Below are 22,409 nucleotides of genomic sequence, written 5' to 3' on the forward strand. Positions count from 1 at the left end.
TTACAAATTAGCGGACTGGTCCACGATCGGAAATCACCTTTGGCGTAATGAACACCAACATCTCATTCTTGGTAGATTCGCGCGTGCGGTTCTTGAACAGATTACCCAGCACTGGCACGTCCCCCAGTAACGGCACCTTGTTCTCCTGATTCGTCTCTTCCATCGTGAAGATACCGCCAATCACCACAGTGCCGCCATTTTCTACAAGTACTTGAGTCCTCACGTGCTTGGTATCGATGGCCACGCCCTGCGTTGTCGTTTCACCGCGGCTGTCCTTATTGACGTCCAGATCCAGAATGATGTTGCCTTCCGGAGTGATTTGCGGTGTAACTTCCAGTTTCAACACGGCCTTCTTGAAAGAGATCGTTGTCGCTCCGTTAGGGGCTGTTACGGTATAGGGATATTCGGTACCTTGCTCAATCAACGCCTTGGTCTGGTCTGCGGTGATCAAACGAGGGCTAGATACGATCTTGCCCTGACCATCCGCTTCCATTGCTGAGAGCTCCAGAGTTAGGAATCGATTGGCTGCGGAATTGAAAATCGACAAGGCGAAATTACCAAATGGATTGGCAATAGTCGCCAACGACGCAGGTAAATTAACGAAATTGCTGTTCTGATAAGCAGATCCGTTCAAACCTGCCGCAGCATTTGCATTATTAGCACTCGTGCCAAGCGCCAAGCGGTTTCCGCCACCGATACCATAGCCGCCGTCACCACCTCTGGACGCCCTCAAATCGCCCCCACCCAACCTGACCCCAAGCGAGCGTCCGAAGGTGTCACGGGCTTCAACAATGCGCGCCTCGATCAGCACCTGACGCACCGGCACATCCAGATTCAACAGCAATTGCCGTACTTCCTCCAGCTTGCTAGGTGTGTCGGTCACAAACAATTGGTTGGTGCGTGGTTCCGCAATCGCGCTACCGCGAGCGGTCAAGAAGCGCGTGGCTACTCCGCCTGTACCAGAGCCACCACCCGAACTGGTAGTGGTCAGTTGTGTCATCATTTCGGCCGCCTTGGCGTAATTCAGTTGATAAGCCTGAGTCCGCAAGGGTTCCAATCGCTCGATCGCCTGCGCTGCCTCGAAGTCCTTTTTGGTCCGATCATCAATCTCATCCTTGGGAGCGATCCACAACACGGTTCCCGACTTGCGCATGCCAAGCCCCTTGGCGTCCATGATGATCTGGAGTGCCTGGTCCCATGGCACGTCCTTCAACCGCAAGGTGAGTGAGCCCGTTACCGTATCCGACGTGACGATATTGAAGTTCGTGAAATCGGCAATCACCTGCAGCAGCGAGCGCACTTCGATATTTTGAAAATTCAGCGACAGCTTCTCACCCGTGTAGCCCGGGCCTTGGGACAGCTTGTTGAGATCCACCTTCTTCTGGCGAATCTCGATCACGAACTGGTTGTCGCTCTGATAGGCGCTGTGTGTCCATTCACCGGCCGAGTCGATCACCATCTTGACACGCTCGCCATCCTGAGTGCTGCTGATCGTCTGCACGGGCGTTCCGAAATCAGAAACGTCGAGACGACGGCGCAGGCCTTCGGGCAGCGAGGAGCGCATGAACTCGACAATCAGCGACTTGTTCTGCTGCTTGATGTCCACGCCGACCTGGCTATTGGTCAAGCTGACAACGACACGACCTGCGCCATCACTGCCGCGGCGAAAATCCACATCCTTCAAGGGTGAGGTATCCCGGTTATGGTCTTCCGCAAACTTGGTAGCCACGGGCATGGGAACGGACGCGTTTCCACCGACCGCGCCCATGATCACCAGCAGGCTGTTGCCCTGGATCTCCGCCGAGTACGTCGTGGACTGCTTCAAGTTGATCACGACGCGCGAGCGCGATGCACCCTGCGCGATATTGGCCGACTTGAGGTTGCCCTGATTGATGTCGATGGAATTCTTGCCCGTGCCGTTCGATACGCCAGGGAAATCCAGCGCGATGCGCGCGGGAGACTGGACCACGAAGCCGGCGGGCACTTCGGTCAACGGCTCGGAGAGGTCGATCCGCACCACTTCCGCGCCGCTTTGCGTGAATCCCGAGATCGACTGGATCACGCCTCCCGCCTGCGCGAGCGTCGAGCCAGCCATCGCAAACAGCGCAAAACCCGCAGTCCAAAGTCTTTCGCGAAGTTTCATTTTTCTGGTCATCATTTCTTTCCCTCTGGACCTTCCTGCAGGTCAAGCGTTGCCTGACGTTCGATCCAATCGCCCGTCGTGTCCTGAACAATTTCTCTCAGCTGGACATTCGTCTCGGAAATCTTGGTCACCAACCCATAGTTCTGGCCAAGATGGTTGCCAACCCGCACCTGATAGATCAGCTTGTCGACTCTGATCAGGGCAATCGGCACCCCGTTCTTGTTCATGCTGCCGACCATGTGGATGGCATCCAGCGGATGGGCCTCCAACGGCTCCTTGCGACGCGCAAGCTCAGGCGTGATCAATCCCGAGTTGACGGACGAGGTGTTCGAATCGCGTTTCAGCGCCTGGGTCAGGCGCATGGCCTCGAACGGGTCTTGCGCACTGTCGATGTTGTAGGCCGCTGGAATGAATTGCTTGGGCTCCTCGATGGGAGTGATCTTCGGCTTGATGGTGGCACGCTGGTGTGCCATCCACGAACGCAATTCACTGTCCTCATCCGACGAACAACCTGACAGCAACGCCAGTCCCACCATCAGCAAGGCAAAAGGTATGCGCTGCTTCATTTCTTCTTCCTCGCGGCATCGGCGGCCTTTTTCTGTTCGGCGATTTCTTCCTGATCCAGATAACGGAAAGTCTTCGCCGTCGCATCCATGGCCAGCGCGCTGCTACCATCCTTGGCATTGATGGGTGCAATCGAAAGATTGTTCAGCGTCACGATGCGCGAGAGATTGGCAATGTCAGAGGCAAACGAACCGATGTCGGGATACTTTCCGGTGACACGCACGGTGATCGGCAACTCCGCGTAGTAGTCTTTGGCAACCACCTGACCTGGCCTGAACGTTTCGAACTGGAGACTGCGACCGAGACCCGCCTGGTTGATGTCGGAGAGCAAGGCCGACATTTCCGCCTTGCTAGGCAATTGCTTTTCCAACTGCGTCACGTATTGCTGAACCTGCTCGCGCTGCTTCTTCAAAGCCTCAAGGCTCACCGCCTTGGTCAGCTTCTTTGTGTAGTCTTCGCGTAGGGTGACTTCCTTGGCCTCTTCCGCCTTGAGCTGGTCTTCATAGTCGGTCAGCCAGAAATACCAGGCACCGCCCACCACCAGCGCAGTGATGAAGGCACACAGCAAAATCTTCGGAACGATGGGCCAAAGCGACGGATCCTTGGGATCCAGATTGGTGAACTGGCGCCGCAGGTTTTCCTGAGCCTGCGCGACGTCCATTTTCGGGGCGCGTTTACTTGCCATTCGCGGCCCCCTTCTTGATCTGTGCGGTTCCAGCCTTGTCCTGGGACTCGGCGTCCTTCTTGAGGTCGGAACTACGCATCAACTGGAATCGCATCTTGAACGACGCCACGCGGCGCACGTCCTTGGGCGAAAGCGTTGCGTTGGCTGCCACGATTTCGAGCAACTCCGGCTTGGCAAACCATGGAGTATTGCCAGACAGATTGCGCAGCAACTCGGACACGCGCTCATTGGACTGCGCCATGCCTTGCAGTTCCACCACTTGATTGGTCTGCTTCATACCCGTGACGTAGATTCCATCCGGCAGTTGCGCCGCCAGTTCCTTGAGCAGGTAAACGGGCAAATTGCGGTCGGCCTGGAGATCTTCCACGGCCTTCTGACGCGCGCGCAGAGCGGCAATCTCGTCCTCGATGGAAGCGATTTCCTTGATCTGGTCTTCCAGCGTCTTGATCTCGCGCTGCAGGAAGGCATTGCGCTCCTGCTGGCTTTCGATTCTGTTTTGGTACCACATGTACACCGCGCCGGCGATCAGCGCACCCAGCACGGCGGCCATGACCATGGTGACCTGGAACGCCTCTTTCCTGCGCTTCCTGGCGGCTTCCCGGTGGGGAAGCAAATTAATCAATATCACTGCAGAAACCTCCGCATCGCCAGCCCACATGATGTGAGGTAGGTCGGCGCCTCTCGTACCATTTTCTTGAGTCGTACGGAGCCGGCAATCTCCATGCCGTCAAATGGATTGACGATAGAACATGCAAAGCCCGTGCTCTTTGTCACCGCTTCCGTCAACCCGGCCAACGGAGCAGAGCCGCCCGCAAGCATGATGTGGTCGACGCGGTTGTAGGGTGTGCTGGTGAAGAAGAACTGCAACGCGCGGGCCACTTCCTGCGCCAGACTTTCCACGAACGGGCGTTGCACGGCCGAGTTGTAGTCTTCGGGCAGATCGCCGCTGCGCTTTTTGGATTCGGCCTCTTCCTGCGAAAAACCGTATTGACGCACGATCAACTGAGTCAGTTGCGAGCCGCCAAACGCCTGGTCACGGTCATACAGCACTTCATCGTTGCGCAGCACCTGCATGCTGGTAGTCATGGCACCGATTTCAAACAGCGCGACCACGGCATCCTTGCCCTTGTTCGGAAGTGCTTCGACGAGCCGATTGGCGGCCATGCGCGCAGCATTGGATTCGATATCGACGACAACCGCCTTCAAGCCGGCCGCTTCGGCCAGGCCCTGGCGATCCTGCACCTTCTCCTTACGCGATGCTGCGATCAATACATCCACGTCATCCGGAGCCGACTTGTTCGGACCCACCACGCAAAAGTCGAGACTCACTTCATCGAGCGAAAACGGAATGTATTGATTGGCCTCGGACTCGACCTGAACTTCCATCTCCTGCTCGCTCATCCCGCCAGGCAAGGTGATACGCTTGGTAATGACGGCCGAAGAAGGCAGCGCCAGTGCCACATTCCTGGTCCTGGTTCCGCTTTTTTTCACGAGACGCTTGATGGCTTCCGCAACTTCTTCGAATTTTTCAATGTTTCCATCGACGATCCAGCCGCGCTCCAACTGCTCCATGGCGCAGCGCTCGAGTACATAGGAACCTGCCTTGTCGCGACCCAGTTCCACCAGCTTCACGCTGGACGAGCTGATGTCGACCCCGACCAATGGGGCAGACTGCTTACCAAATAGTGACCCCATCGATATCAAGAGCGCCTCCCAATTTTCACGCTGATAGAGCGCAACAAAACTTAACACTTCACATGAATGCTATCAGTAAGGTTGTTATCCAGCAAAGAATTTTGGGCACTTCATACCCATACGCCGTTGTCAAAAGCAGACGTTCCCTAGCGAGAGCACACGCTTTCACTGACGTACATTCCCGGGTGTAAAACCAACAACTTGATCAAAACATGATGAAACGCGAAGCAACAAGACAGTTTTTATAATGTTGCCCTAGCCTTTGGACCCCTATGCCCCGTACAGAAACATCTCCGCCCTCCCCTTCAACGTCTCCGAAGCCCCGCCGCTCTGCGCTGTCGTGGATCGCGAGGGGCCTCGCCTGGATCCTGGGCGTTGTCGTGGCGTGCGTGGTTGCCGGCGTCATCGTGGTGGCCATCGGCCTGGCCATGGCCTACCCCAACCTGCCGGACATCTCGCAGCTCGCCGACTATCGGCCCAAATTGCCTTTGAGAGTCTACTCACAGGAGGGCGCCCTGCTTGGCGAATTCGGGGAAGAACGTCGAAATCTGACCCCAATCAACGAAATCCCCGAGGTGATGAAAAACGCCGTTCTGGCCATCGAGGATGCCCGGTTCTTCCAGCACGGCGGCGTGGACTACAAGGGCATGGTCAGAGCGGCGCTCGCCAACCTCGGCAAGGTCAAGAGTCAGGGTGCCTCGACGATTACCATGCAGGTTGCAAGAAATGTTTACCTTTCATCGGAGAAAACATTTACGCGCAAGATCTATGAGATTTTGTTGACATTCAAGTTGGAGCATTTACTCACCAAGAATCAGATTCTCGAGATCTACATGAATCAGATTTACCTGGGTAATCGCGCCTACGGATTTTCGGCAGCCAGCGAAGCCTATTTTGGCAAACCACTCAAATCCATCACCATTGCGGAAGCGGCCATGCTCGCAGGCCTTCCCAAGGCCCCTTCCGCCTACAACCCGATAGCCAACCCCAAACGTGCGCGCGCGCGCCAGCTCTACATCATCGAGCGCATGCAGGAGACCGGCTACATCACCGCAGAGCAGGCGGCCGAGGCGAAGAAGGAAGATCTGAAGCTGCGCTCGGGCACCGACGACACCCGTGTCCACGCGGAGTATGTGGCGGAGATGGTGCGCCAGATGATTTTTGCGCAGTACGGCAACGAGGCCTATACGCGCGGCCTGAACGTCTACACGACGCTCAACGCGGGCGACCAGGAGACCGCATATCTGGCGCTGCGCAAAGGCATCATGGACTACGAGCGCCGCCAGCACTACCGCGGCCCCGAGCGCTTCGTGGACCTGCCCAAGGACCCCGGCGAGGCCGAGGAAGCGCTTGACGATGCGCTCGCCAATCACCCTGACAACGGCAACGTGCTTGCTGCCGTCGTGCTCGAGGCTTCCGCCAGGAAAGTGGTGGTCGCGCGCGCCAACGGCGAGCCGATCACCATCACGGGCGACGGCCTCAAGCCGGTGCAGTCCGGCCTGAGCGACAAGGCCCCACCCAACGTCAAGCTGCGCCGCGGCGCAATAGTGCGCATCGTGCAAATGCCCAAGCAGGGCTGGGAAATCACCCAACTGCCCGAGGTCGAGGGCGCGTTCGTGTCGGCCGACCCGCGTACCGGGGAGATCAAGGCGCTCGTGGGCGGATTCGATTTCGACAAGAACAAGTTCAATCACGTCACGCAGGCATGGCGCCAGCCGGGCTCGAGCTTCAAGCCCTTCATCTATTCCGGCGCACTGGAAAAGGGCTTCTCGCCCTCGACCGTGATCAACGATGCGCCCCTGTTCTTCAACGCGGGCGTCACCGGTGGACAGCCGTGGGAGCCCAAAAACTACGACGGTCGCTATGACGGACCAATGACGATGCGCACTGGCCTCGCGCGATCAAAGAACGTGGTGTCGATTCGGATTCTTCAAGCCGCGGGAACCAAGTTCACCCAGAACTGGGTGACCCGTTTCGGATTCGACGCCGACAAGCATCCCGCCTACCTCACGATGGCGCTCGGTGCGGGCTCCGTGACTCCGATGCAGATGGTGACGGCCTATTCGGTCTTCGCCAACGGCGGGTACCGCGTGAACCCTTATCTGATCGCCCGGGTGACGGATCATCGTGGGCACGTGATCTCCGAGGTGCCGCCGCCTTCGCTTGCCAACATGGATCGCGTGATCGATGCGCGCAACGCCTTCGTGACCAACAGCCTCTTGCAGGAAGTGGCACGCTCGGGTACCGCCGCCAAGGCGCAGGCAACACTCAAGCGACCCGACATCTACGGCAAGACCGGCACGACCAACGACGCCTTCGATGCGTGGTTTGCCGGTTTCCAGCCCACCGTGGTGGCGATCACCTGGATCGGCTACGACACGCCGCGCAATCTGGGAAGCCGTGAAACCGGAGGCGGACTGAGCCTGCCGATCTGGATCAGCTACATGGAACGCGCGCTCAAGGGCGTTCCGGTCGCCGAGCCTACCGTCCCGCCCGGCGTCGTGAATGTCGGTGGCGAATGGATGTACGAGGAATATGCCCGCAGCGGCGGGGTCGCCAACGTGGGCCTGGAAGCCGGCGCGCCCCCGCCAACGGAGCCGCACCGACCGCGCCCCCGCCAACGGAGGAGCGCAACAAGATTCTTGATTTGTTCAGAAACTGATCGATCCCGCCAGGCAAAGGCAGCGCCCTCCCACGGGTCGCTGCCTTTTTGCAATCAGGCTTGAAACGTCAACGCGCGCCCCGATTGGGCGCTCGCGTCACGGCTCAATTCGGCAAAAAATTCGGCTCCGGTTTTGGTGTCGAGCCAGGCGCTGCCGTCAAACTTGTAGTGGTAGCCGCCGCTTTGCGCGGCCATCCAGACTTCGTGCAGGGGTTTCTGCAGATTCACCACGATCTGGCTGCGATTGGCGAACGTGATGGTCACCATGCCGCCGGACCGTTGGCTGTCCAGATCCGCATCGGTGGTTTCGTTGATTTGGTCGCAGCGCTCCTCGATGGCCAGCAGCAGCGTTTCGGAGCGATCCATGAATTCGATGTCAGTCATTACAATTCGATGATGTTGAAGTCTTGCCAAATTCTATTCAGGTCGATTGTCCTCGGTGCGATTGCGGTAGTCCTCTGGGGCTGCGGGCAGCGTGGTCCGCTGTACCTTCCGACCGATGCCGCCGCAGCCAACCGCGCGACGCTCCCGCAAACGCTGGACCCGACCCGCAGATCCCGTACGGATACGGAGACTCCCGACTCAGCGCCGCTGACGACTGAGCAAACACCGGCGAACCCTGCATCCAACACACAACGCTGAGTTACGTTGATTTCGATCAGTACAAAAGTTTGACTTTAAACATAAATTGTTACTTTCGATACGAAGTAGCAAAATGTCATTAAAACCGGTCGAACTCTACCGAGACCTGCGTCACGTCTGTCTGATGTTCTCTGACCTCATCGAGGAGGATGGTGCCGCGGTTCAGGCGAACCAATTCCTGATCGTCGACGGCGACACCGGCGCCATCATCGATCCAGGCGGCAATCTGGCCTTCAACGAGCTGTTCATGGGCATGATCAAGTATTTCGCGCCCCATCGGCTGTCGTACCTGATCGCCTCCCACGCCGATCCGGACATCATCGCCTCGCTTGATCGCTGGATGACCAGCACCAAGGCACAGCTCGTCATTTCGTGCATCTGGGAGCGGTTCGCACCGCACTTCACCAAGGTCGGCAAGACTGAAAACCGCGTGATCGGCGTGCCTGACCAAGGCGCGCATCTGCCACTTGGGAACACGGAATTGTTGATGCTTCCGGCGCATTTCATGCACGCCGAAGGCAATTTCCATTTCTACGACCCGATCAGCAGGATCCTCTTCAGCGGCGACCTCGGGTATCGATGATGTCGGGCGACGAAGCGCGCAATCCCATCACCGATCTGGCGCCACACCTGCCGCGCATGGAGGGCTTTCACCGCCGCTACATGGTCTCCAACAAAATTCTGCGATTGTGGACCCGCATGGCGCGCCAGCTCGACGTCTCCATGATCGTCCCGCAGCACGGCGCGCCCATCATGGGCAAGCAAGCCATTCACGATTTCTACAACTGGCTCGACGGGCTGGACTGCGGCATCGACCTATTCGACGAACGCAACTACCAAATTCCGACAGGTACGATGAATCCGGCCACACGCGCGTACATCCCCGCGGCTTGAACACCCAAACTGCCCTACTCCGCTTTCATGCGGCCTTGGGTTTGCGCGCCTCGTTCCACTTGCGTCCCACGCGCGCCAGAAGCAGGAAGGCGATGATCAACGCATAGACCAGCACTTCGTTGAAATCATTCTTGCCTGCGCGCATCCAGAAAAAATGCAGCAGCGCCAGACCGGCAATCAGGTAGACGGCGCGATGCAGCATTTGCCAGCGCCGCGCACCCATGGCCTTGATGGCGCGTTTGGGCGAGGTCGCGGCCAGAGCGGCCAACAACACGAACGCGAGAAATCCCACCAGGATAAAGGGCCGCTTGGCAATGTCTCGCACCAGTTCTGCTGGATCGAATCCCATGTCCAGCCACGCGTAGCAAAGCAGATGCAATGCCGCGTAGAAGAACACGAAGAGCCCCAGCATGCGCCGAAATCTCGCCAGGGACGGCAGGTGCAGCCATTGCCGCAGCGGCGTGACGGCAAGCACCACGCACAGCATTCGCAACGTCCAGTCTCCCGTAGAACGGATCAGCGCTTCCGCCGGATTCGCGCCGAGCAAATCCTGAAACGCCGCATAGATCAGCCATGCCAGCGGAGCCAGACACAGCGCAAACACCATGGGCTTGGCGGCCGCGTGGCGCAGGAGATTTTCAACGCGATTGCCGCGCCGGTGCTGTTGCGCCTGGACTGCCACGGTCAGTAGAACTTCTTGAGATCCATGCCCGCGTAAAGCTGGCCGACCTGCGCCTCATAGCCGTTGAAGATCAGCGTCTTGCGCTTCTTGGCGAACAATCCGTCCTCACCAATGCGCCGCTCCGTGGCCTGACTCCAGCGCGGATGATCGACCTCGGGGTTCACGTTGGAATAGAAACCGTATTCGTTCTTGGCCGACTTGTTCCAGGCAGTGCCCGGCTCCTTGTCGGTGAGCACGATCTTCACAATGCTTTTGGCGCTCTTGAAGCCATATTTCCATGGCACGACAAGGCGCACCGGCGCACCATTCTGGTTGGGGAGCACTTCTCCGTACATGCCAAAAGACAGCAGCGTCAGAGGATGCATGGCCTCGTCAAGCCGCAGTCCCTCGGTGTACGGCCAATCGAGCACGCGCGAGCCGACAAAAGGCATGGTCGCCTTGTCGGCCAGCGTGACGAACTCCACGTATTTGGCCGATGGCGAGGGCTCGACGGCTTTGAGCAGTTCGGCAAGCGAGTAGCCAATCCACGGGATCACCATCGACCAGCCTTCGACGCAGCGCAGTCGGTACACGCGTTCTTCCTGCGGGCTGAGTTTGAGCAACTCTTCGATATCGAAGGTTCTGGGCTTTGCGACCAGCCCGGTCACTTCCACCTTCCACGGCCTGGTGCGCAGCGTGCCCGCGTTGCGCGCGGGATCGGCCTTGTCCGTGCCGAATTCGTAGAAGTTGTTGTAGGTGGTCGCATCCTTGTAGGCGGTGATTTTCTCCATCGTGACCGCGCCCGCGACCTTCGACCGCACCGCAGGCAAGGCAGTGAGCTTTCCCGCAGGGGTGTATCCCGACGATTGCGCAAGCGCGTCGAGGGACATGCTCAGCGCACCCACCGCCACACCCTGCAACAAAAAACGCCGCCGCTGTTCATAGACAGCACGCGGCGTGATTTCGGATGAATCAGGATAGGTGTAGCCGTTGTCTTTTGACCGAATCAACATGTTGAATGCTCCCGTGCAGGTAGCGCAAGGCTACACCATGAACATCTCTGGTTGAGTCAGCCAATGGCATCAAAGTTCACCGTAGCTGTGCAATCCGCTCAAAAACATGTTGACTCCGAGGAACGCAAACGTGGTGACCGCGAGACCCACCAGCGCCCACCAGGCCGACATCGTTCCGCGCAGCCCCTTCATCAGGCGCATGTGCAACCAGGCTGCATAGTTCAGCCAGACGATCAGTGCCCAGGTTTCCTTCGGGTCCCAGCTCCAGTAGCCGCCCCAGGCTTCGGCGGCCCACAGGGCGCCCAGCACTGTGGCAATCGTGAAAAAGGCAAAGCCGACGGCAATGGCCTTGTACATGACGTCGTCCAGCACCTCAAGCGCTGGCAGACGCGAGGCGATCCTGCGGCGTGCGAGCAAGATGCCTGCAACGATCAGCGCCGAAATGCCGAAATAAATCATCCAGTACGAGCTGCCGGATTGCTGCGTCTGGCGAAAGGCAAGCGGCTCGAAGCACAGCGCCACGCCAAGCAGCCACAGCGGCGCGAGCTTGTACCACTTGGTCTCGCTCGCCTGCTGCTTGATGAGGTAGGCAAAGGCCACCATCGCGGACAGCGCGAACGTGCCGTAGCCCACAAAATTGGCGGGCACGTGCAGCTTCATCCACCAACTCTTGAGCGCCGGCACCAGCGGCTGGATCTGGTGCGCATCGCGCACGACCGTGTACCACAGCAAAAAGCCGACCGCCGCGCTCACCACCAGCATGACGAAACCGCCGAGCGCACGCGTGTTGTACTGCTCCTCGAAATACAGGTAGAACAGCGCCGTCATCCAGCAGAACAACACGAAGACTTCATACAGATTGCTGACGGGAATATGGCCGATGTCGGGGCCAATCTGGTAGCTCTCGTACCAACGCACCATGGTGCCGATCAGCGCCATGGTCACCGCGGCCCAGGCGATGCGCGAGCCGAGTGTCATCAGCGTCCGGCCTTCGCCCTTGACGAACATGCCGAGCCAGTAGAACACCGTGCTGATGAAGCACAGCATGCTCATCCAGAGAATCGCCGACTGACTGGAGATGAAGTATTTCAGCAGAAATACCGTATCGGCCCGCGCCAGATCGCCGCCGCCGTCGCCCTGATAGAGACCGATCGCACCGAGCGCCACTGCCGCCACCACCAGCATCAGCGTGGCCAGAGGTCGCCAGAACCAGCCCAGCCAGATTGCACTCGGAATAGCAGCGACGAGAATGCCTTTTTCGTACATGTCCATCGCATGGCCGTAGCGTTGCAGCGCGAACAGGCCGCCCGCAATCACCAGGACGGCGAACAGCCAGTCAAACCAGTTGCGGCGAGAAAAATACCCTTCGTTCAGGGTCATCGTGGTTGTGGCGGTGTTCATGCTGCATTGCCTCCGGGCTCATGTGGGGTGCCCAATAATTTTCCGCTCAATTGTTCGAACTCCTTGTCGCCGTCCAGCGTCTTGCGGTTGGTCGACAGCGCCATCATGGCCCTGGAGCCCTGGCCCCCGTCCTGCTCCGAAGGGATGAACCAGATCCAGATTCTGCGCTCACGGATGTACAACATCGCAAAAACACCCAGAATCAGCAGGGCGCATCCCAGATAGACGATGTTTCTGCCGGGCGCGCGTGCCACCTGAAACACGCTGGCCTGAACCTGCTCGAAATTCTTGAGCTCGAAAAATACCGGCGCGGGATAGAGCTGCACATCGCTCAGGGAAAGCACCGCCTGCGTCATGAAGGCCTGCGTCTTTTCGTCCGGCTGCATCGCGGGCAAGGCGGCTTTTTCGCGCGACAGCTGCGCCAGCTCGAACAATACACCGTTGAGAATGCGCACCAGAACCTCGCCCGCGCGGGCGCGCTCGGCCTCGGGCACATTGGCCTCGATGAAATCGGAAATCGCCTGCAGACCGACCAGCTTCTGCCCGTCGCGGCTGTCACCCTCGGCGAACAGCGTGAGTGCGCGCAGCGCCGACTGGTGCAGTTGGCTGGACAACTCGGGCCGCTTGTCGTCGAGCGCCATGCGCGTGTAGCGCTGCACCGCCTGTTCGCGCAACTCGGGACTGCCTAGCGCCTCGCGCAACCGCAGGAAGCCATCAATGCCGCCCTCGACATCCACCGGCACACGCAGATAACGGAACGGCTCGGCGGGCGTTTCGCGCACGCCCAGCAGATAGACCGGCTGACCGTCACCCGTGTCCACGGGCAGCATGTAGTTCACGAATTCGCGCGCCTGGCCCGATGCATCACGCAGCTTGTAGGAGATGCTCGGGCCAACGTTGCGCAGATCACGCTTGGTGTTGCTCTTGTTGCCCGCACCGAGACGTGACTCGATCGATTGCTTGAGATCGACCTTGCGCACGTCGATTTCGGAGCTGGCCGCGCCGCTCAGATTCTCCACGTTGAGCACGCGCAGTGCCGTGAATTCCAGCGTTGCCGCCTGTCCGCCAATGTCGCTTGCGGGCAGCTTGAGTGCGCCGCCGATTTCACCTTCGACCATGAACGGTTGGATGCCCGGCTGGAATGAGCGCGCCTGCAATTGCACCTTGGAGCCGCCATCGTCAAAACTCGACTGGTAGATCTCGATGCCCTTGTAGCTCGCGGGATGGTTCACCTCCACGCGCGCTTCCTTCTTTTCGCCGGTTTCCTTGTCGTGAATGACGATGTCGCTGGCGAACAGCTTGGGCATACCGGTCGAGTAATAGTCGACGATGAATTTCTTGAGCTCGATGGCAAACGGCAGTTCCTGCAGCAAAACGCCATCGGACTGGTTGAGAATCGCCGTGCTCGACTGCGTGCCCTCTGCCACAAGCAGGTTGCCGCGGAACGTCGGATTGCGATCAGACAGCCGGTGCTCCGGCGCGACCTCTGAGATCAGACCACCGCCTGCATAGGGCGACTTGCCACCGAGCAGCATTTGCGCGCGCACGACCAGATCGCCGTCGAACAGGCCACCGAGGCAGATCAGCACAATCGACGAGTGGGCCGCAATGTAGCCAATCTTGTGGGCCGATCCGGCCTTCGCGGCGAGCATCCAGCCCGTGCCCGGGCCGACTTGCGTGTCGCGTTGCTGGAGCTTGACCTTCCAGCCACCGGAGACCAACATCTTCCCGAGCCGCTGCGCCTCGTCGTGCGGCGCTCCCGCAAGCTGCGCCTGAGCCTTGTGATGAAACGCATTCAGGCTTTTTTCGCGGATGTTTTCCTTGTAGTTGCGGACGTCGGCCAGATATTTGGGTGCGTGCCTCGCAACGCACAGCGACGTGCTCACCACCAGAAACGCCAGAATCAGCAGGAACCACCAGGCGCTGTAAACCGAATTGAGCTTGAGCGACAGGAAAAGGTCTGCCCAGAATGGTCCGAACTGGTTCACGTAATTCACCGCCGGCTCGTGCTGCTTGAGCACCGTGCCGATCACCGAGGCGATGCAGATCACCGTCAACAGCGAGATGGCGAATCGCATCGACGCCAGCAGTTCGGTCAGGGAGCGCCAGTTCGGTGCGCTGGGCGACGCGTTGGAGGCGTCTGGTGTGGCGTCGGACATGAAAGGTTGGGCGAAAAAGGAAAAGGCGGGCCATCCCTCGCGATGTGCCCGCCCTTTTGGGTGTGATTATCGGCGGTTGGTTCCGTCAATGTGCCTTGCGGAACCGCTGCTTGCCTTGAACTACTTTAACGCAATCCGGCGATGTAATCCGAAACGGCCCGGATCTCGCGGTCGTTCATCTTGGAGACTTCCTGCGTCATGATCATGTTGTTGCCACGCTTGCCATCGCGGAAATCGGTGAGCTGCTTGACGGTGTAATCCGCATGCTGGCCGCCGAGGCGTGGGTACTGCGCCGGAATGCCGGCACCGTTGGGGCTGTGGCAGCCCGCGCAGGCCGCAATATTGCGATCCTGGATGCCGCCGCGGTAGATTCTCTCGCCAAGCGCGACCAGTTCCTTGTCCTTGGAGAAACCGCTCTTGGCTTTTTTGGAGGCGAGCCACCATGACACATTGCGCATGTCGTCATCAGACAACGTGGCGGCCATGCCCTTCATCACGGGATCGTTGCGCTTGCCGGACTTGAACTCCTGCAACTGCTTGACCAGATATTCAGGATGCTGCTGCGCCAGAACGGGATTGGCCGCGATGGCCGAATTGCCATCGGCTGCATGACAGGCCACGCAAATGGCATAACTTGCCTCGCCTTTGGCAAGGTCGGGCTTTGGTGCTTTTGATTCACCTGCGGCAAACGACGGAACAGCAACTGCGGAAACCGTGACAGCCATCAGCAAAGAGGCAAGCAACTTCATATCGAGGGTTCTTTTCTTATGAGTGCAAAACTCTGGCATTCTACAATGAGGGGCTTTTGGCGCCATCCCTTGGAAACCCGATATATGTCAATAAACCCGCAAGTGTCAGAGACTGATGCAGCCAATACAGTACCCGACGCAAAGACGGCAATGGGATGGATGCATACAGCGCGCTTTTTCACCACGGCCGCACAACTCGACCAGTTGCCCGTGGTGACGGTCCCCGAGATCGCGTTCGTGGGCCGCTCCAACGCGGGCAAATCCACCTGCATCAACACCCTCACGCAGCAAAAGCAGCTGGCGTTCGCGTCGAAGAAACCCGGTCGCACGCAGCACATCAACCTGTTCTCACTGGGTCGGCAAGGCGTGACCGACGCGATTCTGGCCGACCTGCCGGGCTATGGCTATGCGGCGGTTTCGCGTTCGGACAAGCAGCGCTGGCAGCGTGTCATGCTCAATTATCTGGTGAGCCGCCCAAGCCTCACGGCGATCGTGCTGCTGTGCGATCCGCGCCTCGGGCTGACCGAGCTTGACGAGGCGCTGCTCGAAGCCGTCCGTCCACGCGTCGAGGCGGGCATGAAGTTTCTCGTGATACTGACCAAGGCCGACAAGCTCACGCGCAGCGAGCAGGCCAAGGTGCTGTCGATCACCAAACTCAATGCCGGTGGCGGCGAGGTGCGATTGTTCTCGGCGCTCAAGAAACAGGGCGTGGACGATGTCGCCAGGCTGCTGTGGCAGTGGGCGCACCCTCCCGAGAGCGAGAAGCTGCGCGCCGCTTCGACATCATCCCAGGACGGCGGCGATGACGCCCAACCGGATGCCGAAGACGAGGCTTCGTCCGAAGACTGAACGCCGGGCACTCGGGCACTCAGCGCCTGGCGTACAGAGACGGCTCGCCTTCGGGCCGGGTCTTGAAGCGCTTGTGTACCCAGTAGTACTGCGCTGGCATTTTCCGGATCGCCGCTTCGAGTTCGCGGTTCATGCGTGCGGTGTCCGCCACATGGTCGTCCGTCGGAAAATTTTCCCAGGCGGGGGTGAGATGGGCCACGTAGCCATCGGGCGTCATCTCGTTGTAGAGCGCCACCACCTTGGCCTTTCCCAAACGTGCAAAACGGGATAGCGACGGAATCGTGGCCGTTTCCTGCACCGCAAAGAACGGCACGAAGACCGAATCGTTCCTGCCATAGTCCATGTCGGGCAAAAGATACAAGAGCCCGCCCTTACGCACGCAGGACACGATGGGTTTGACGCCGTCGGCGCGATTGAGCATGCGCACGTTTCCGAAACGCTGCCTTCCCGCCATGAACCAAGCATCGAGCACGGGATCGGGATTGGTGGCAAAGATGGACGTGAACTCGCGCGTGGTATTCAGCGGAAGTGCCAGACCGCCTGCGTCCATGCTGTAGAAATGCGGCGCGAACACGATGGTCGGCGTGTCTCCCGCGAGTTCGTGAACCGCTCCTTCGAGTTTCACGCGGCTGCGAACCGTCGCTTCCGAGCCGAACCACAGCCAACTGCGATCCAGAAACGTCTGGCAGAAGACCTCGAAAGTCCGACGGGCCAAGGCCTTGCGCTGCGGCTCGGGCATCTCGGGAAAACACAATTCCAGATTGCGTAGCGCAATCCTGCGACGCTGCCTGGCCAGCACAAAAAGTACGCGCCCGACGAATTTCCCCAGCCCCCGCAGCACCGGAAGCGGCAACCCAGCCAGCACATGCATCAGGCCTACGCCCAGTTTGCTCCAGCTCATTTCTGCACGTCCTCGACGGAGGGCGACATCTGAGGGTCCACGCGCGGCTGCTTGTAGCGGCCATAACCCCAAAGGTATTGCTCTGGACATTGACGAATGGTTCGCTCCATGGCGGCGTTGATCTCTTGCACGGCGGCTTCCAGCGTGGGCGACAGTGGCGTCGCCAACTCCTCTACGTAAAGCCGATAGCCGCGCCCCCAGGACATTCGCTCGCAACGCGCCACGATGATGGCCGCGCCGGTCTGCAGCGCAAGACGCGCGGCCAGTGTCATGGTGTAGGCATCGCGTCCAAAGAACGGAGACCAGATGCCAAGGCCCTGAGGGGGTACCTGATCGGGCAACAGCCCCACCGCCGAGCCCTTGCGCAAGGCCTTGATCATCTGGCGCACGCCAGCGAGCGTCGTCGGCACTGCCTGAACCCCGCCGCGATTGCGCGCGGTTTCGAGAATCTGCGCCAGCCATGCCTGCCGGGCCGGTCGATACAGCACCGTAATGGCTCCATACTGCGCCGACCAGCGCTGGGCCGCGACCTGCACCGACAGCTCGAAGCAGCCAATGTGTGGCGTGAGAAACAAAATGCCTTTCTTCTGCGCAAAGGCGCTCTCGATGCAGTCGACACCCTCGATCGTGCAGCGCGGCAGGCTCCGGCCCAACCAGATGCGGGGCATCTCGAACACCATTCGCCCTGCGTGACCGACGGCCTTGCGCACCTGTGCGAACGAAAAACCGGCCTGTTTCGCGTTGTCCACAAAGCGGCGGCGATAGGTGGGAGACAACCCAAAGGTCACCCAGCCCATGCCGGCCCCGACGAAGTGCAACAGGCCTATTGGCAACACGGACAAGAGTCGAAAGAAGGAAAGCATTTATACTATTGAATGTCGCTGAGTTAATGAGCAACTTGCAGAGCGACGTAAAACAAATCTGCTAAAGCGTTCGCCAAAGCTCCTATGGCTTGGGCAACGCCCCAAAAGCTGGAACTAGGAGTTTATTCAATGGCGAGCGACTTTCTCTTCACATCGGAATCGGTATCCGAAGGCCACCCCGACAAGGTAGCCGATCAGATCTCCGATGCAATTCTTGACGCTATTTTCGCGCAAGACCCCCATAGCCGCGTGGCTGCCGAGACACTGACCAACACCGGTCTGGTGGTATTGGCCGGTGAAATCACCACCGGTGCCAACGTGGACTACATCCAGGTGGCCCGCGACACGATCAAGCGCATCGGCTACGACAACACCGAATACGGCATCGACTACAAGGGCTGCGCCGTGATGGTGGCCTATGACAAGCAAAGCCAGGACATCGCCCAGGGCGTGGACAGGGCGAGCGATGACGAACTCAACATCGGTGCTGGCGACCAGGGCCTGATGTTCGGCTACGCGTGCGATGAAACGCCCGAGCTGATGCCCGCGCCGATCTACTATGCGCACCGCCTCGTCGAACGTCAGGCGCAGCTGCGCAAGGACGGCCGGCTGCCGTTCCTGCGCCCCGACGCCAAGAGCCAGGTCACGATGCGCTATGTCGATGGCAAGCCCCACAGCATCGACACCGTGGTCTTGTCGACGCAGCACAGCCCCGACCAGTCCGAGTCGGCATCCAGGATGAAGGCCAGCTTCAACGAAGCCATCATCGAGGAAATCATCAAGCCGGTGCTGCCCAAGGAATGGCTGCTGGACACCAAGTACCTGATCAATCCGACCGGCCGTTTCGTCGTCGGTGGCCCTCAGGGCGACTGCGGCCTGACCGGTCGCAAGATCATCGTGGACACCTACGGCGGTGCCTGCCCGCATGGCGGCGGCGCGTTCTCCGGCAAGGATCCGACGAAGGTGGACCGCTCCGCAGCCTACGCTGCACGCTACGTCGCCAAGAACGTGGTGGCCGCCGGTCTCGCACGCCAGTGCCAGGTGCAGGTGGCCTACGCGATCGGCGTCGCACGTCCGATGAACATCACGGTGTACACCGAAGGCACGGGCGTGATTCCCGATTCGGAAATCGCCAAGCTGGTTGCTGCCCAGTTCGACCTGCGTCCGCGCGGCATCATTGAAATGCTCGACCTGCGCCGTCCGATCTACGAAAAGACCGCCGCCTACGGCCACTTTGGCCGCGAAGAGCCGGAATTCACCTGGGAGCGCACCGACAAGGTAGCCGCATTGCGCGCTGCAGCCGGTTTGAAATAACGCCTGCCGAGAGTCCCCCTCAAAGGGATTCCCAGTCCTGAAAACAAAGCCGGAGGGCTCCACGCAACGGAGTCCTCCGGCTTTTGTGCATCTGCAAGGCGTTGACTGTGCTGTCAAAAACCGCCTACGTGCGCTGTCTGCTTGCACCCACTCGCATCCCGCGTGCACGTTCCTATGCTGGAGCCATCCGAGTGGATTCAAATTTCAGGAGATCATTCATGCTCAAGTGGGCCATCATTTTTGCCGTCGTCTCTCTCATCGCGGGTGTTTTCGGTTTCACCGGCGTCGCGGCAGGAGCGGCAAGCATCGCCAAGGTGCTGTTCTTCATCTTCCTGGTCATTGCCGTCATTTTCATCGTGCTCGCGGTTCTGGGAATCGGCGCCGTTGGATAGAAGTAGTAGAAATGACCAGAGCAGAAAGCCCGCGCACAGCGGGCTTTTTGTTTGCAGCCCCTTTTGCGCCGCACCAGAATGGCCGTTCGGGCCTGGATTCCATTTCGGATACGGACAAACACCGCAATTTGTGAGCGAGTATTTACATTCGTTGAAACGCCTTGAATAAAACCTACACTCAACGACGCGCGCTCCGAAATTCATCACCCATCCCGGAACAACATTTTCTCTTCCGATGAAAAACGGATGTTTCGGGACCGATGAATTGACGCTCGATCCGTTGCGGTGCCGACGGGCATCGGATTTCGATTGACGCGACCCAGGCGCGATTTCTTTATTCATGTTCTCGGGAGATATGGATATGCAGCAGGGTCAAACCGAAAGAAACTGGGCAAGTCTGCTCGGATGGATCATTCTCGCGGCAATCGGTGCCGGAGCGCTCGGCGTGGTGGCGCTGCGACGCGGCGAAGCCATCAACGCCATGTGGATCGTGGCGGCTGCGGTCTGCATTTATCTGGTGGCGTATCGCTTCTACAGCCGCTTCATTGCGGACAAAGTCATGCAGCTCGATCCCCGCCGCGCCACGCCGGCCGTGCTGCACAACGACGGACTCGACTATGTGCCCACGAACAAACACATCCTGTTCGGGCATCACTTTGCGGCCATCGCCGGTGCGGGGCCGTTGGTAGGACCGGTGCTCGCCGCGCAGATGGGCTATCTGCCCGGAACGCTCTGGCTGATTGCCGGGGTGGTATTTGCCGGAGCGGTGCAGGATTTCATGATTCTGTTCATCTCGTCGCGACGCAATGGACGTTCGCTCGGTGAGCTGGTTCGCGAGGAGATGGGACAGGTGCCGGGCACCATCGCGCTGTTCGGCGCCTATCTCATCATGATCATCATTCTCGCGGTGCTCGCGCTCATCGTGGTGAAGGCGCTCGCGGAAAGCCCCTGGGGCATGTTCACCGTGATGGCGACCATTCCCATCGCGCTGTTCATGGGTGTGTACATGCGCTACATCCGCCCCGGTCACATCGGCGAGATTTCGGTGATCGGGCTGGTGCTGCTCATGCTGTCCATCTGGGGCGGCGGCAAGGTCGCTGCCGATCCGGTCTGGGGCCCCGCGTTCACCTTCACCGGCATGCAGATCACGTGGATGCTGATTGCCTACGGCGCGATTGCGTCGGTGTTGCCGGTGTGGCTGTTGCTCGCGCCGCGCGACTATCTTTCCACCTTTCTCAAGATCGGCACCATCGTCGGTCTCGCGCTCGGCATCCTGTTCGTTGCGCCGCATCTGAAGATGCCCGCGCTCACCCAGTTCACCGACGGCACCGGCCCGGTCTGGAAGGGCACGCTGTTCCCGTTCCTGTTCATCACCATCGCTTGCGGAGCGGTCTCGGGCTTTCATGCGCTGATCTCCTCGGGCACCACGCCCAAGCTGCTGGACAGCGAACCCAACGCGCGCTACATCGGCTACGGCGGCATGCTGATGGAATCGTTCGTCGCCATCATGGCGATGGTCGCCGCCTGCGTGATCGAACCCGGCATCTATTTCGCGATGAACAGTCCACCGGCGCTCGTGGGCACCGACGTGCAGAGCGTTGCGGCCGCGGTCAGTCAGTGGGGCTTTGCCATCACGCCGGAGCAGCTCACGCAGGTGGCGGAGGACGTGGGCGAGCACACCATCCTTGCACGGGCGGGCGGCGCGCCAACGCTGGCGGTCGGCATCGCCTACATCCTGCATCAGCTGCTGCCGGGCGAGAACACCATGGCGTTCTGGTACCACTTCGCGATTCTGTTCGAGGCGCTGTTCATCCTGACCGCTGTCGATGCCGGCACCCGCGCGGGCCGCTTCATGCTGCAGGACCTGCTCGGCAATTTCGTCCCCGCGCTCAAGCGCACCGACTCATGGGGCGCCAACATCATCGCGACGGGCGGCTGCGTCGCGATGTGGGGTTGGCTGCTGTATCAGGGCGTGATCGACCCACTCGGCGGGGTGAACACGCTGTGGCCGCTGTTCGGAATCTCCAACCAGATGCTCGCCGCCATCGCGCTGATGCTGGCCACCGTCGTGCTGGTGAAGATGAAGCGCCAGCGCTATGTCTGGGTGACGATCCTGCCCGCCGCCTGGCTGGTGCTGTGCACGACGGCGGCCAGCCTGATCAAGCTGTTCGACCCCAATCCGGCGGTTGGCTTCACCAGCCTCGGCAAGAAATACAGCGACGCGGTGGCAAGCGGCCAGTTGATCGCACCTGCCAAGACCATGGAACAGATGCAGGCCATTGCCTTCAACGCCTACACCAATGCCACGCTCACGGCCGTCTTTCTGCTGGTGGTGTTCAGCGTGCTCTTCTACTCGGTCAAGATATCGCTCAAGTCGCTGAAATCGCCCGAACGCACAGACCGCGAAACGCCGTTCGAACCCGTACCCAACGCCGCAGCCGCATGAGCGGACTTGCCATTCACGAGGAGGTCATCAACATGTTCGATCTTGAAAAACTCAAGCAGACCGGGAGCTATCTCGGCCGCGCCGCACGCATGATGGTGGGCATGCCGGACTACGGAACCTATGTGCGGCACATGCAGGAGAACCACCCCGACAAGCCCTTCATGAGCTACGAAGAATTCTTCAGGAACCGCATCGACGCGCGCTACGGCGGTGGCTCGGCAAGCCCGGTGCGCTGCTGCTGAAGCGACGTCGAAACGCATCACCCGAAAGGCACGCCCCGGCGTGCCTTTGTTTTGCGTGCCGCAGCGTGACTACACACGACGATAGCCAGACACCTCGCCTGGTTTTATAAGTTGTACAATGCAACTAAATCAGC

At 59.6% G+C, this 22,409-nt stretch carries 19 protein-coding genes and 2 pseudogenes; 8 read left to right on the forward strand and 13 right to left on the reverse strand.

Features of this window, described 5'->3' with window-relative positions; translation table 11 throughout:
* Positions 1–7 precede the first annotated feature (7 nt).
* From pilQ to H9K75_RS08150, 5 genes are read right to left on the reverse strand one after another with little or no spacing between them, the layout of a single operon-like run.
* Positions 8–2,158 carry a type IV pilus secretin PilQ gene (gene pilQ / locus H9K75_RS08130; RefSeq protein WP_187725386.1) on the reverse strand — a complete coding sequence of 717 codons (2,151 nt, stop codon included), beginning with the start codon at positions 2,156–2,158 and terminating at the stop codon, positions 8–10.
* The gene (locus H9K75_RS08135; protein WP_187725387.1) at positions 2,155–2,709 is read right to left on the reverse strand and encodes a pilus assembly protein PilP; all 555 of its coding nucleotides are present in this window, start codon (positions 2,707–2,709) and stop codon (positions 2,155–2,157) included. The genes pilQ and H9K75_RS08135 overlap by 4 nt, the downstream gene beginning before the upstream one ends.
* Entirely contained in the window at positions 2,706–3,392 is a 687-nt protein-coding gene (gene pilO, locus H9K75_RS08140; RefSeq protein ID WP_187725388.1) for a type IV pilus inner membrane component PilO, read from the reverse strand. Before pilO ends, H9K75_RS08135 begins: the two co-directional genes overlap by 4 nt.
* Complete coding sequence (locus H9K75_RS08145) at positions 3,382–4,020, reverse strand: PilN domain-containing protein (RefSeq protein WP_187725389.1); 639 nt, start codon at positions 4,018–4,020, stop codon at positions 3,382–3,384. The genes pilO and H9K75_RS08145 overlap by 11 nt, the downstream gene beginning before the upstream one ends.
* Positions 4,017–5,096, reverse strand: coding sequence for a pilus assembly protein PilM (locus H9K75_RS08150; protein WP_404826414.1), 1,080 nt, complete (start codon positions 5,094–5,096; stop codon positions 4,017–4,019). The genes H9K75_RS08145 and H9K75_RS08150 overlap by 4 nt, the downstream gene beginning before the upstream one ends.
* 263 nt (positions 5,097–5,359) lie before the next feature.
* Between H9K75_RS08150 and H9K75_RS08155 the strand changes: the two are divergent.
* Positions 5,360–7,749: pseudogene (locus H9K75_RS08155) on the forward strand (penicillin-binding protein 1A).
* Positions 7,750–7,803: 54 nt separating this feature from the next.
* Here H9K75_RS08155 and cyaY read toward each other — a convergent pair.
* Entirely contained in the window at positions 7,804–8,133 is a 330-nt protein-coding gene (gene cyaY, locus H9K75_RS08160; RefSeq protein ID WP_187725391.1) for an iron donor protein CyaY, read from the reverse strand.
* Positions 8,134–8,145: 12 nt separating this feature from the next.
* Between cyaY and lptM the strand changes: the two genes are divergently transcribed.
* Positions 8,146–8,391, forward strand: coding sequence for an LPS translocon maturation chaperone LptM (gene lptM, locus H9K75_RS08165; RefSeq protein WP_187725392.1), 246 nt, complete (start codon positions 8,146–8,148; stop codon positions 8,389–8,391).
* 73 nt (positions 8,392–8,464) lie between these two features.
* Positions 8,465–9,285 (forward strand): annotated as a pseudogene (locus H9K75_RS08170) (MBL fold metallo-hydrolase).
* A 25-nt stretch (positions 9,286–9,310) separates the two neighbouring features.
* Here H9K75_RS08170 and H9K75_RS08175 read toward each other — a convergent pair.
* The 5 genes from H9K75_RS08175 to H9K75_RS08195 all read right to left on the reverse strand — a co-directional run bounded on the left by H9K75_RS08175 (position 9,311) and on the right by H9K75_RS08195 (position 15,268).
* Complete coding sequence (locus H9K75_RS08175; protein ID WP_187725961.1) at positions 9,311–9,892, reverse strand: protein-methionine-sulfoxide reductase heme-binding subunit MsrQ; 582 nt, start codon at positions 9,890–9,892, stop codon at positions 9,311–9,313.
* A gap of 77 nt (positions 9,893–9,969) precedes the next feature.
* Entirely contained in the window at positions 9,970–10,959 is a 990-nt protein-coding gene (msrP, locus tag H9K75_RS08180) for a protein-methionine-sulfoxide reductase catalytic subunit MsrP (protein ID WP_187725393.1), read from the reverse strand.
* 69 nt (positions 10,960–11,028) lie between these two features.
* The gene (gene ccsB / locus H9K75_RS08185; protein ID WP_187725394.1) at positions 11,029–12,360 is read right to left on the reverse strand and encodes a c-type cytochrome biogenesis protein CcsB; all 1,332 of its coding nucleotides are present in this window, start codon (positions 12,358–12,360) and stop codon (positions 11,029–11,031) included.
* Complete coding sequence (locus H9K75_RS08190) at positions 12,357–14,519, reverse strand: cytochrome c biogenesis protein ResB (protein ID WP_187725395.1); 2,163 nt, start codon at positions 14,517–14,519, stop codon at positions 12,357–12,359. The genes ccsB and H9K75_RS08190 overlap by 4 nt, the downstream gene beginning before the upstream one ends.
* A 125-nt stretch (positions 14,520–14,644) precedes the next feature.
* On the reverse strand, positions 14,645–15,268 hold the full coding sequence (locus tag H9K75_RS08195) for a c-type cytochrome (protein ID WP_187725962.1): 624 nt from the start codon (positions 15,266–15,268) through the stop codon (positions 14,645–14,647).
* 150 nt (positions 15,269–15,418) lie between these two features.
* Between H9K75_RS08195 and yihA the strand changes: the two genes are divergently transcribed.
* Positions 15,419–16,117, forward strand: coding sequence for a ribosome biogenesis GTP-binding protein YihA/YsxC (gene yihA / locus H9K75_RS08200; RefSeq protein ID WP_187725396.1), 699 nt, complete (start codon positions 15,419–15,421; stop codon positions 16,115–16,117).
* 19 nt (positions 16,118–16,136) lie between these two features.
* Here yihA and H9K75_RS08205 read toward each other — a convergent pair whose 3' ends face one another.
* On the reverse strand, positions 16,137–17,018 hold the full coding sequence (locus tag H9K75_RS08205) for a lysophospholipid acyltransferase family protein (RefSeq protein ID WP_187725397.1): 882 nt from the start codon (positions 17,016–17,018) through the stop codon (positions 16,137–16,139).
* Entirely contained in the window at positions 17,015–17,881 is an 867-nt protein-coding gene (locus tag H9K75_RS08210) for a lysophospholipid acyltransferase family protein (protein WP_187725398.1), read from the reverse strand. Before H9K75_RS08210 ends, H9K75_RS08205 begins: the two co-directional genes overlap by 4 nt.
* A 129-nt stretch (positions 17,882–18,010) precedes the next feature.
* Here H9K75_RS08210 and metK point away from each other — a divergent pair, with 129 nt between their 5' ends.
* The 4 genes from metK (at position 18,011) to H9K75_RS08230 (ending at position 22,275) form a co-directional block, all read left to right on the forward strand.
* Complete coding sequence (gene metK, locus H9K75_RS08215; protein ID WP_187725399.1) at positions 18,011–19,195, forward strand: methionine adenosyltransferase; 1,185 nt, start codon at positions 18,011–18,013, stop codon at positions 19,193–19,195.
* Between the two features lie 218 nt (positions 19,196–19,413).
* Complete coding sequence (locus H9K75_RS08220; protein WP_187725400.1) at positions 19,414–19,587, forward strand: DUF1328 domain-containing protein; 174 nt, start codon at positions 19,414–19,416, stop codon at positions 19,585–19,587.
* A gap of 361 nt (positions 19,588–19,948) precedes the next feature.
* The gene (locus H9K75_RS08225) at positions 19,949–22,033 is read left to right on the forward strand and encodes a carbon starvation CstA family protein (protein WP_187725401.1); all 2,085 of its coding nucleotides are present in this window, start codon (positions 19,949–19,951) and stop codon (positions 22,031–22,033) included.
* Entirely contained in the window at positions 22,030–22,275 is a 246-nt protein-coding gene (locus H9K75_RS08230) for a YbdD/YjiX family protein (RefSeq protein ID WP_449757728.1), read from the forward strand. The genes H9K75_RS08225 and H9K75_RS08230 overlap by 4 nt, the downstream gene beginning before the upstream one ends.
* Positions 22,276–22,409: the final 134 nt, after the last annotated feature.

This window comes from Diaphorobacter aerolatus (genome assembly GCF_014489535.1).
In the GTDB taxonomy this organism is placed as follows: Bacteria; Pseudomonadota; Gammaproteobacteria; order Burkholderiales; family Burkholderiaceae_C; genus Diaphorobacter_A; species Diaphorobacter_A aerolatus.

Bases quoted from the DNA above. Each gene is read 5' to 3' on its own strand.
- pilQ (WP_187725386.1), bottom strand. From the start codon at position 2,158: ATGATGACCAGAAAAATGAAACTTCGCGAAAGACTTTGGACTGCGGGT.
- H9K75_RS08135 (WP_187725387.1), bottom strand. From the start codon at position 2,709: ATGAAGCAGCGCATACCTTTTGCCTTGCTGATGGTGGGACTGGCGTTG.
- pilO (WP_187725388.1), bottom strand. From the start codon at position 3,392: ATGGCAAGTAAACGCGCCCCGAAAATGGACGTCGCGCAGGCTCAGGAA.
- cyaY (WP_187725391.1), bottom strand. From the start codon at position 8,133: ATGACTGACATCGAATTCATGGATCGCTCCGAAACGCTGCTGCTGGCC.
- lptM (WP_187725392.1), top strand. From the start codon at position 8,146: ATGTTGAAGTCTTGCCAAATTCTATTCAGGTCGATTGTCCTCGGTGCG.
- H9K75_RS08175 (WP_187725961.1), bottom strand. From the start codon at position 9,892: ATGGTGTTTGCGCTGTGTCTGGCTCCGCTGGCATGGCTGATCTATGCG.
- msrP (WP_187725393.1), bottom strand. From the start codon at position 10,959: ATGTTGATTCGGTCAAAAGACAACGGCTACACCTATCCTGATTCATCC.
- ccsB (WP_187725394.1), bottom strand. From the start codon at position 12,360: ATGAACACCGCCACAACCACGATGACCCTGAACGAAGGGTATTTTTCT.
- H9K75_RS08190 (WP_187725395.1), bottom strand. From the start codon at position 14,519: ATGTCCGACGCCACACCAGACGCCTCCAACGCGTCGCCCAGCGCACCG.
- H9K75_RS08195 (WP_187725962.1), bottom strand. From the start codon at position 15,268: ATGAAGTTGCTTGCCTCTTTGCTGATGGCTGTCACGGTTTCCGCAGTT.
- yihA (WP_187725396.1), top strand. From the start codon at position 15,419: ATGGGATGGATGCATACAGCGCGCTTTTTCACCACGGCCGCACAACTC.
- H9K75_RS08205 (WP_187725397.1), bottom strand. From the start codon at position 17,018: ATGAGCTGGAGCAAACTGGGCGTAGGCCTGATGCATGTGCTGGCTGGG.
- H9K75_RS08210 (WP_187725398.1), bottom strand. From the start codon at position 17,881: ATGCTTTCCTTCTTTCGACTCTTGTCCGTGTTGCCAATAGGCCTGTTG.
- metK (WP_187725399.1), top strand. From the start codon at position 18,011: ATGGCGAGCGACTTTCTCTTCACATCGGAATCGGTATCCGAAGGCCAC.
- H9K75_RS08220 (WP_187725400.1), top strand. From the start codon at position 19,414: ATGCTCAAGTGGGCCATCATTTTTGCCGTCGTCTCTCTCATCGCGGGT.
- H9K75_RS08225 (WP_187725401.1), top strand. From the start codon at position 19,949: ATGCAGCAGGGTCAAACCGAAAGAAACTGGGCAAGTCTGCTCGGATGG.
- H9K75_RS08230 (WP_449757728.1), top strand. From the start codon at position 22,030: ATGAGCGGACTTGCCATTCACGAGGAGGTCATCAACATGTTCGATCTT.